At 72.1% G+C, this 9,488-nt stretch carries 6 protein-coding genes; 2 read left to right on the top strand and 4 right to left on the bottom strand.

Annotated features, from left to right (window positions below; genetic code table 11):
* Positions 1-158: 158 nt before the first annotated feature.
* The 4 genes from ACZ7CH_RS18695 to ACZ7CH_RS18680 form a co-directional block, all read right to left on the bottom strand.
* The gene (locus ACZ7CH_RS18695) at positions 159-422 is read right to left on the bottom strand and encodes a hypothetical protein (protein ID WP_470374406.1); all 264 of its coding nucleotides are present in this window, start codon (positions 420-422) and stop codon (positions 159-161) included.
* A 198-nt stretch (positions 423-620) separates the two neighbouring features.
* On the bottom strand, positions 621-3,758 hold the full coding sequence (locus ACZ7CH_RS18690; protein WP_470374405.1) for an ATP-dependent helicase: 3,138 nt from the start codon (positions 3,756-3,758) through the stop codon (positions 621-623).
* Positions 3,759-3,954: 196 nt separating this feature from the next.
* A complete protein-coding gene (locus tag ACZ7CH_RS18685; protein WP_470374404.1) occupies positions 3,955-6,075 on the bottom strand; it encodes a putative bifunctional diguanylate cyclase/phosphodiesterase in 2,121 nt (706 codons plus the stop codon).
* A gap of 105 nt (positions 6,076-6,180) precedes the next feature.
* A complete protein-coding gene (locus ACZ7CH_RS18680; protein WP_360386375.1) occupies positions 6,181-6,993 on the bottom strand; it encodes an SAM-dependent methyltransferase in 813 nt (270 codons plus the stop codon).
* A 162-nt stretch (positions 6,994-7,155) separates the two neighbouring features.
* On the opposite strand from ACZ7CH_RS18680, the gene ACZ7CH_RS18675 reads away from it, so the two are divergent.
* Complete coding sequence (locus tag ACZ7CH_RS18675; protein WP_470374403.1) at positions 7,156-8,469, top strand: cytochrome P450; 1,314 nt, start codon at positions 7,156-7,158, stop codon at positions 8,467-8,469.
* An 18-nt stretch (positions 8,470-8,487) separates the two neighbouring features.
* A complete protein-coding gene (locus ACZ7CH_RS18670; protein ID WP_360386369.1) occupies positions 8,488-9,486 on the top strand; it encodes an alpha/beta hydrolase in 999 nt (332 codons plus the stop codon).
* Positions 9,487-9,488: the final 2 nt, after the last annotated feature.

The raw sequence follows: 9,488 nt of genomic DNA, 5'->3' as shown, positions 1-9,488 counted from the left end.
ACGCCAGCCGACAGCTACACCGCGCTCAACACGCGCACGCCAGTCAACGCGCGCACGCCAGTCAACGCGCGCACGGCGGCCAACGCACGGCCGGTACTCAACGCGCGCTCGAAGCCCGACGCACGGCTCGTGCTCAACGCGCGCACGCCAGCCGACAGCTACACCGCGCTCAACACGCGCACGCCAGTCAACGCGCGCACGCCAGTCAACGCGCGCACGGCGGCCAACGCACGGCCGGTGCTCACCGCGCTCAACGCGCGCATGCCGTCCGACGGCTCCGTGCCGTCCCATGCGCGCCAGCGCGCCAGCCGCTGGGAGCCGCGCCGCGCCAGCAGGCCCCCCAGCACCCACACGTCGCTCCCCCGCCACACGCCCAACGCGCGCACGCCACTCAACAGCCCCACGCCACCCAACAACCCCACACCGCCCACCACGCGCGCGGCATGCGCCCGTGGCAAGGCGCGGCTCATCGCACGAGGCGAAGAGCCGGACCGGGGTGCTGAGCAACGTCACCGGCACATCTTCCTACCTGCTCCGAACGGCTCCGCACCAGCCGGGTGGACGCGGTCGCCCGGCGGTGCGCCGAGAGGGAGGTGCAGGTCACCGGCGGGCCTCACCACCTACTCGCTCACCTGGCGTCCGGACGGGTGGACCGGGCACGTGGTGCGGGCCGGGCAGCGGTCGCAGTCGGCGTTCTCGCGCGCCGTGTACGAGGGGCCGAGCACGGACTCGGCCGCGTCTTGGACGACCTCCAGCCACGCGCGGACGCCCTGTTCGTCCAGGGGGGCCTGGGTGCGTTCCACGGCGCCGGTCTTCTTGTCCTCGCGGGCCACGTACAGCAGGCGGGCGCCGCCCGGTTCGGTGCCGAGGCCGATGTGCGTGAAGCCGCCCAGGGAGGTGGCCAGCTGGTAGACGGCGAGCTGGGGGTGTTCCTGGCCGGCGTCGCGGGAGACCGGGTTCTTGCCGGTCTTGATGTCCACGACGATCGGGCGGCCGTCGGCGTCGTGTTCGAGGCGGTCGACGCGGCCGCGGACCTGGAGCCAGGGGCCGCCGTCGCGCTTCGGGACCTCGACGGACATCTCCTCCTCGACCGCCACCTGGGTGAGCTGGCTGCGGGTCATGGTGAGCCAGGCGAGGAACGTGTCCAGCATCTTCTCGACGCGCATGCGTTCGCGGCGGGAGAACCAGGGGGCGCCCGCGTCGACGGCGGCCCAGGCCTCGTCGAGCTTCACGCGCAGTTCACGGGCGTCGGCGCCCGAGGCGGCGGCCTGGGCGAGGGCGTGGACGAGGGTGCCGGTGACGGAGGCGAGCTCGGCCGGGTCCTGGCCGCCGTGGCGTTCGACGACCCAGCGCAGCGGGCACTTGGTGATCACCTCGATGGTCGAGGGGGTCACGCTGACCTTCTGCTCTTCCGTCCACAGTGGATCTTCCGACGACACGGCGGCGACGCCGTACCAGGACTCCGGGTGCGCGCCGGGAACGCCGGCCTCGGCCAGGCGGGCCAGCTGGGTGGCGGCGCGCGAACGGCGGTCGGCCGGCTCCGCGTCCGAGCACACCACCCGGCGCAGCTCGCCGACCAGCTCGGCGAGCACCAGGCCGCGCTGGGGGCGGTGGAGCTTGCGCTCGTCCTCGGCGGACGACTCGATCTCGTCCAGGAAGCGCGACGGCTGCTCGTCCTCGCCGCGGACGGCGCTGATCAGCAGCTTCGACCGGGCCCGCGACGCCGCCACGAGCAGCAGGCGGCGTTCCTCGGCCAGGATCGGCGCCACCGCGGACACCGACGGCTCCAGGCCGGCCAGCACGTCCACCATCCGCTCGACGCCCAGCACCGTGCCGCGCAGCCGCAGGTCGGGCCACGCGCCCTCCTGCACCCCCGGCACCGCGACGACCTCCCACTCCCGGCCGGCGGCGGCGTGCGCGGTCAGCACCGCCACGGCCTCGCCGACGGGTGCGGCGGCGGCCAGCGTGTCGCCGACGATCCGCTGCGACTCCAGGTAGTCCGCGAAACCGGCCACACCGGAGCCCGGCAACCGGTCGACGTACTTCGCGGCCGCCTCGAACAACGCCACGATCGCGTCGAGGTCGCGGTCGGCCTGCATGCCGGTCACGCCGCGGCGCGCCGACTGCGTGACCCACCGCTCCTGCAGCCCGGTGGCAGTCCACAGCTCCCACAGCACCGACTCGACCGTCGCACCGCGGCCGATCGCCTTGCGCGCCAGCGACAGCAGGTGCGAGATCCGGCGGGCGGGCAGCGACTCGACGTCCTCCAGCGCGGCCAGCCGGTCGTCGGTCAGCAGCACCTCGACCAGCAGCTCCCCGCTCGGCCGGTCACCGCCGGCGGCCATCTCCAGTCGCCGCAGACCACGCCGCAACCGCCGCAGCGCCAACGGGTCCGCACCACCGTACGACGACGACAGCAGCATCGCCGCCGTGTCCTCGTCCAACGCGGACGGTGAGGCCGCCGCACGCACCAAGGCCAGCAACGGGCGCACGGACGGCTGTTGCGCCAACGGCAGCTCGTCCGACGGCACCGCCACCGGTACGCCCGCGGCGAGCAGCGCGCGCTGCAACACCGGTAGCGACAACGTGGCCGACCGCACGATCACGGCCATCTGCGACCACGGCACCTCATCGGCCAGGTGGGACCGCCGCAGCTGGTCCGCCACCCACGTGGCCTCCTGCGCGGCCGAGGCGAGCAGCCGCACCTGCACCGTCCCCTCGCCGTCGACCGGCAGCACCGACCGCGTCGGCGACGCACCGGGCAACCGGGCGGCCAGCCGCGCCACCGCGTCGCGCACCTCGGGCAGCATCCGGTGCGACTGCGCCAGCACCACCGTCTCGCCCGGCACGTCCCGCAGGATGTCCGGGTCGGCGCCGCGGAACGTGAAGATCGCCTGGTCGGGGTCACCGGCGAGAACGAACCGCGCCGCACCCGTCCCCAGCGTCCTGATCAGCGAGTACTGCATCGGGTCGAGGTGCTGCGCGTCGTCGACCAGCAGGTACCGCACCCGCCGCCGCTCGGCCCACAGCAGGTCCTCGTCCGTCGCGAACGCCGCGTAGGCCATCGCCACCAGCTCGGCCGCGTCCAGCGCGGGGGCGAACGCCGTCGCGGAGTCCATCCCCGACAGCAGGTTCACCTCCTCGTACTGCTGCCCGAACCGCCCGGCCGCCACCCACTCGTCGCGCCCGTGCCGCTCGCCCAGCTCGACCAGGTCCTCCGGGCCCAGCCCGCGTTCGGCGGCGCGCAGCAGCAGGTCCCGCAGCTCGTGCGCGAACCCGGGCAGCTCCAGCGCCGGCCGCAACCGCTCCGGCCAGTGCGCGGCGCCCAGCTCGACGTCACCGGCGAGCAGGTCGCGCACCATCGCGTCCTGCTCCGGCCCGGACAGCAACCGCGGCGGCGGCTCGCCGAGCAGCACCGCCTGGTTGCGCAGCACCGCGAACGCGTACGAGTGCACGGTGCGCACCAGCGGCTCGCGCACCGTCGGGAACCGCCCGGTCAGCAGCCGCGTGACGTGGGCGCGCAACGCCACGGACGCGCGCCGGTTCGCCGTGAGCACCAGCACGTTCTCCGGGTCGGCGCCGTGCTCCAGCACCACGTGCGCGGCCAGCTCGGCCAGCAGCGTCGTCTTGCCCGTGCCGGGGCCGCCGAGGACGCGCACGAAGCCCTCGTGCGCGAAGACCCGCTGCGCAGCGGCGTCCCACCGGGGACGCGGACGCGTCTCCGGTCTCCTGCGGACCAGCTGGGGTGGAAGTGCCACGCCTCGATTTCACCACGCTGCACCGACAAGATCAGTCCCGCCCGCCGATCGGAGCACCCACCGCTGCCGTCCACCTCCTCGACAGGGAGCGGTGGTTCAGCCCGTTTTGACGGTGTTGTGAGCCTTGCCACTGCGCAGCCCGCAGCCGGTCCGGACGAACTCCCCGGTGATCGGACGTGACCCCGACCCCGTCCGGTCACCGGGGCTGCAGGCCCTCCAGGAACTCCCCGGCCGCGCGGGCCACGCCGAAGTGGTCGCCGGTCGCGAAGCTCGCCCCCGCCGCACGCCACCACTCCGCCTGCTCGGCGCTGGTGATCCCGTCGACCGCCACCGACACACCGCGTTCCCGCAGCAACGGCAGCAGCGCCGCGACGTACGGCGACCGGTTCTCCACCAGGCCGCGGGCCACCCGCACCGCGCGGACCGGCAGGTCGGAAGCGAGCAGGCCGAAGTCCAGCGGTCCCAGGCCGAAGTCGTCGATCGCCGTCAGCACGCCCATGCGGGTCAGGACGGCGACGTTGTCCGCGGCGTCGGCCATCGGCAGCACCGAGCCGGGCACGCTGATCATCAGCTGGTCGGTGGGCAGCCCGACCTGGTCGAGCACGCCCACGACCCGCGAGACCAGGTCCGCGTCGGCCGACTGGTGCGCGGTGAGCCGCATCGCGAGCGCGCGGTCGAACTGGCCGCGCTGGCGCCACCACACCGACTGGCCGGCGGCGACCCGCAGCGCCCACTCGCCGAGCGGCAGGATCAGCCCGGTCTGCTCGGCCAGCTCCGCGCACCGGTCGTGGCCCAGCTCGCCCGCGTCCGGCCGGTCCCAGTGCAGCGCGGCCTCGACACCGCTGACCACCCCGCCGACCAGGTCGACGACCGGCCGGTACCGCACGGTGATCTCGCCGTCCTCCCACGCGCTCGGCATCGCCACGGCCAGCGCGTCGTCACGGCGTTCCTCGGCGTCCTGGCCCGCGTGGAACAGCTCCCACTGGCCGCGGCGGCCCTTCTTGGCCCTGCGCAGCGCGCGTTCCGCCGAGCGCAGCACGTCGAGCGGCTCGCTGTCGGCGGCCGGCCGGTGCACGACGCCCGCGCTGACCGACACCGCCAGCCCGTGACCGTCCACATAGGTCGGTTCCAGCCCGAGGTCGTCGTTGATGCCGCGCATGACGGCGTCGATGCCCGGCGTGGTCGCGGTGTTCTCGACCAGCACGCCGAACTCGTCGCCGCCGAACCGGGCGATCATGACCTTCTCGTCCGCCAGCAACGCCTTCAGCCGCTGCGTGACGTGCTGCAGCAGGCGTTCGACGACCCGGCCGCCGAAGGTGTCGCGCAGCATGCCGAACGCGTCGAGGTCGAGGTGGAACACCGTGATGCCGTGCTCGGGGTCGCACTTGCGCAGCGCGATCTCCAGCTGGGTCGTGAAGAACTGCCGGTTCGGCAGGCCGGTGAGCACGTCGTGCAGCGCCTGCCGCTTGAGCTCGCCCTGCAGCAGCGCCAGCTCCGTGCCGTCCTCGACCACCACGACGAAGTGCATCGGCTTGTCGTCGGCGCCGCGCAGCAACGACGCCGTCAGCGTCACCCGCGCCGACTCGCCGTCCTTGCGCAGCAACCGCTGCGACTGCCGGACCCGCTCGGTGGCGCCGGCGGCCAGGTCGGCGAGCGCCTCCCGCAGCATGTCGGTGAAACCGGGCTGGATCAGGTCGAGCAGCGGCACACCGGTGAGCTCGTCGGAGGTGCTGCCGAGGATCTGCCCGATCGCGGCGTTGACCTGGAGCAACCGGCCGTCGAGGTCGACGATCAGCACGCCGTTGGTCGAGGAGGTGACCACCTCGTTGAAGCGGGCCTCGCTCTCCCTGAGGTTCCAGTTCGCGTCGCGGACAGCCTTGAGCAACGACTTCTGCATGCCCTCCTGCTGGGAGAGCACGGACTCGGTGCTGGCGGCGGTGAACCCGACGCCGAGGGCGCCCACGGCGAGCGCGACCCGTTCCGCGTACCGCTCGACGGGCTGGAACTCCGGCAGCGCCAGCAGGCCCTTGCCCAGCACCTCGGTGGTGCAGCGCAGACCGGCCTTCCCGAGGTGGCCCAGGCCCACCAGGTCGGCGCCCAGCTGCTCGACCGCGGTCGCGCGGAACGGTTCCTCGTGCAGCAGGGCGCACAACGCGTCGAGCCGGCCGCTCAGCTCCTCGTCGAGCTCCTGGCTGCCGCGCGGGATGACGACGGTGCCGAGCAGCCGGTAGGACCACTTGCGCGCGAGCGTCAGCCGCGCCCGGACGGCGTCCTCGGGCGACGGGGTTGCGTCACGTGCACGACTCGGCTTCGGCATTCGGGGCTGCCTCGTCACGGGCTCGGAGTGTCCGGCAGTTTAGCCACGCACCGTCGGTCCCACCTCAACCGGCGACGTGAATCGACATCACCCTATCGGTATCGGCTATGACTTACGACCGACCCCTGCGAAGGCGATCCGGTTCACCGCCGGGTCGTCGGAGATGTCACCAGGACCGGAAGGTCGCCATTCGGCGTACTTGACCAGTCCCGGTTCGACCAGCTCGAAATCACCGAAGAAGGCTTCGATCTCGGCGCGGTCGCGATAGGCGACGTCACCGCCGCCGGCCTTGCTCATCCGGTCGGTGACGGCCCTGGCCTCGTCGTTGACGTGGTCGCCGGCCATGTGCGAGATCGCGAGGTAGCTCCCGGCGGGCAACGCCTCGCGGTAGCGCTTGAGCAGCCCCTGCGGGTCGGCGTCGTCCGGCACCCAGTGGACCATGAACAGCAGCAGCAGCCCGACCGGCTGGTCGAAGTCGAGCAGCCGCCTGACCTCGCCGCTGCTCAGGATGCTCTCCGGGTCGCGCATGTCGGCCTGCAGCACGCCGACGCGGTCGTTGCCCGCGACGATCAGCTCACCGTGTGCCACGGCGACGGGATCGCGGTCCACGTAGACGACCCGGCACTCCGGAGCCTGCTCCTGCGCGACCTCGTGCACGTTCGCCACGGTCGGGATGCCGGAGCCGATGTCGAGGAACTGCCGCACCCCCTGCTCGGTCATGAACCGCACGGCACGGCGCAGAAAGGCCCGGTTGAGACGGGCCGCGCTGCGCGAGTGCGGCATCATCTCCTCGGCCTTGTCGCCCATCACGCGGTCGACCGCGAAGTTGTGCGCGCCGCCGAGCAGGTAGTCGTAGACCCGCGCCGCACTGGGCACGGACACGTCCACGCTCTGCGGGATCCAGTTCTCGTCGGCCACGGCGACCACCCTCTTGAGGTTGCGGACGCACAAGCTTAGTCATGCACGAAGCGCACTCGATTAGGCCGCAAGTGTGAACACACGCCACCCGAACGGGCACTGTCATCCTCACCCGAACGACTCATAAGGTGGTCCATCCTTTCCACGTCGCGAGGAGCGATGATGTCCGTCCCGGTGGCACCCGGTCGGCTGCCATTTCTCGGGCACACGTTGCCAATGCTCAGGAAAAGATTCGCCTTCACCGGGAATTTGCGTGATCGCGGTGATCTGGTGGAAGTCCACCTGGGTCCGATGCGCACCTATTTCGTCACCAGCCCGCGGTTGACGCACCAGGTGCTGGTCACCGACGCGCCGAAGTTCCACAAGGGCCGGATGTACGACAAGTTCCGCCCGTTCGTGGGCAACGGGCTCGCGGTGTCCAGCGGGTCGTTCCACCTGCGCCAGCGCCGGATGGTGCAGCCGGCGTTCCACCGCGACCGGATCGCGGGCTACGTCACCGTCATGGCCCGCGCGGCGCGCGAGGTCGTCGACGGCTGGCGGCCGGGCGAGGTGCGGCAGCTGGAGGCCGACATGCAGGGCCTCGCCGTCACGATCGTCGGTGAGGCGCTGTTCTCCACCGAGATCGGTCAGCGGGCGATCGACGAGGCCCGGCGGTCCGTCTTCGTGATCATCCGCAACGGCATCCTGCGCGCGTTGTCACCGGGGTTCGTGGAGAAGCTGCCCATCCCGGCGAACCGCGAGTTCGACGAGGCGGTCGACCGGATGCGGGCGATCGTGCAGGAGGTCATCGCGGCCCGCCGCGACGACCCGGCCGACCACGGCGACCTGCTGTCGACCATGCTGGCCGCCAGGGACGCCGAGACCGGCGAGCCGATGACCGACGAGCAGGTCTTCGACGAGGTCATCACGCTGCTGACGGCCGGGATCGAGACCACCGCGCTCGCGCTGGCGTGGATCTTCCACGAGATCGCCGCGAACCCCGACGTGCAGCGGCGGGTCGTGGCCGAGGTCGACGAGGTGCTCGCCGGGCGCGCGGTCACGGTCGACGACGTGCCGAGGCTGACCTACGTCGGCCAGGTGGCGAGCGAGGTGCTGCGGAAGTACCCGCTGTGGCTCGTCATGCGCCGCACCGCCGAGGAGGTCGACCTCGGCGGCGTCCGCCTGCCACCGGGCACCGAGGTGATCCTCAGCCCGCACACCCTGCACCACGACCCCGCGCAGTTCCCCGACCCCGAGCGCTTCGACCCGGACCGCTGGACGCCCGACCGCGTCCGGCAGCTGCCGAAGGGCGCGTTCGTCCCGTTCGGCGGCGGTATCCACCAGTGCATCGGCAACCACTTCGCGCTGACCGAGATCGCCGTCGTCGTTGCGGCGGTCTGCTCGCGCTACCGGCTGGTCCCGGACCGGCCCGTGCGCACCACGTTCACCAATGCGGCCTACCCCAACGACCTGATGATGAAGGTCGTCCCCCGCTAGTTGGAGGTTTGTTCCCCCATGCGTTTCCGTCGGCTCTGTGCCGCCGTGCTGCTCGCCGCGCTCTTACCGGTGCCCGCGCAGGCGAACGCCGCCCAGACCACCTGTGAGGACGTGTACACGCCCGTCCAGTTCGGACTGGTCAAGCAGACGATGTACGGCCGCCTCTGCGTCCCCCGCGGGGCCAGGGCGGTCCAGGTGCTCGTCCCCGGTGGCACCTACACCAGCGGCTACTGGGACATCCCGGTCGGTCCCGAGGCCCGGTCGGTCGTGCGCGCCATGAACAGCGCCGGCATCGCCACCATGGCGGTGGACCGGATCGGCACCGGCAAGAGCACCAAGCCGCTCAGCATCCTGGTCGACGTCCCCAACCAGGCCGAAGCGGTGCACCAGATCGTCGAGCGCCTGCGGCAGCGGTTCGCGAAGGTGCTGATCGGCGGGCACTCCATCGGTTCCGCGATCGCGATGGCCGAGGCCGGCCGGTACCGCGACGTCGACGGCGTGCTGGTCACCGGCATGACCCACCAGTGGGACTACGTCCGGGCCGTGCCCGCGCTGACGAACCTGATCCCCGCCGTGCTCGACGCGAAGCTGAGCCTGCGCGGTCTCGACCTCGGTTACCTGACCACGGCACCCGGCACCCGTTACACCATGTTCCACGCACCGGGCCCGAAGGTCACCGACGTGGTGAACCTCGACGAGTCCACCAAGGACGTCGTGTCGGCCGGTGAGTTCGTCACGACCGCGCTGATGTCGAACATCGTGCTCCCCGCGAGCGGTGCCATCGACGTGCCGGTGATGACCGTGCAGACCTCGGCCGACTACTTCTGCGGCACCCCGCCGCTCGGCGCCGACTGCTCGTCGTCCGCGGCACTGGCCCGCTCCGAGCGGCCGTTCTACCCGCGCGCACCGCGGCTGGACGCCTTCGTGGTCAACGGGTACGGCCACTGCTTCAACTTCTCGGTGACGGCCGCCGACGCCTACCACACGGCCGTCGTCACCTGGCAGCGCAGCGTCTGACG

It is taken from the genome of Lentzea sp. NPDC037011 (assembly GCF_055607425.1).
This window is presented reverse-complemented; position numbering and strand designations above follow the sequence as displayed.

Bases quoted from the DNA above. Each gene is read 5' to 3' on its own strand.
- ACZ7CH_RS18675 (WP_470374403.1), top strand. From the start codon at position 7,156: ATGTCCGTCCCGGTGGCACCCGGTCGGCTGCCATTTCTCGGGCACACG.
- ACZ7CH_RS18670 (WP_360386369.1), top strand. From the start codon at position 8,488: ATGCGTTTCCGTCGGCTCTGTGCCGCCGTGCTGCTCGCCGCGCTCTTA.
- ACZ7CH_RS18685 (WP_470374404.1), bottom strand. From the start codon at position 6,075: ATGCCGAAGCCGAGTCGTGCACGTGACGCAACCCCGTCGCCCGAGGAC.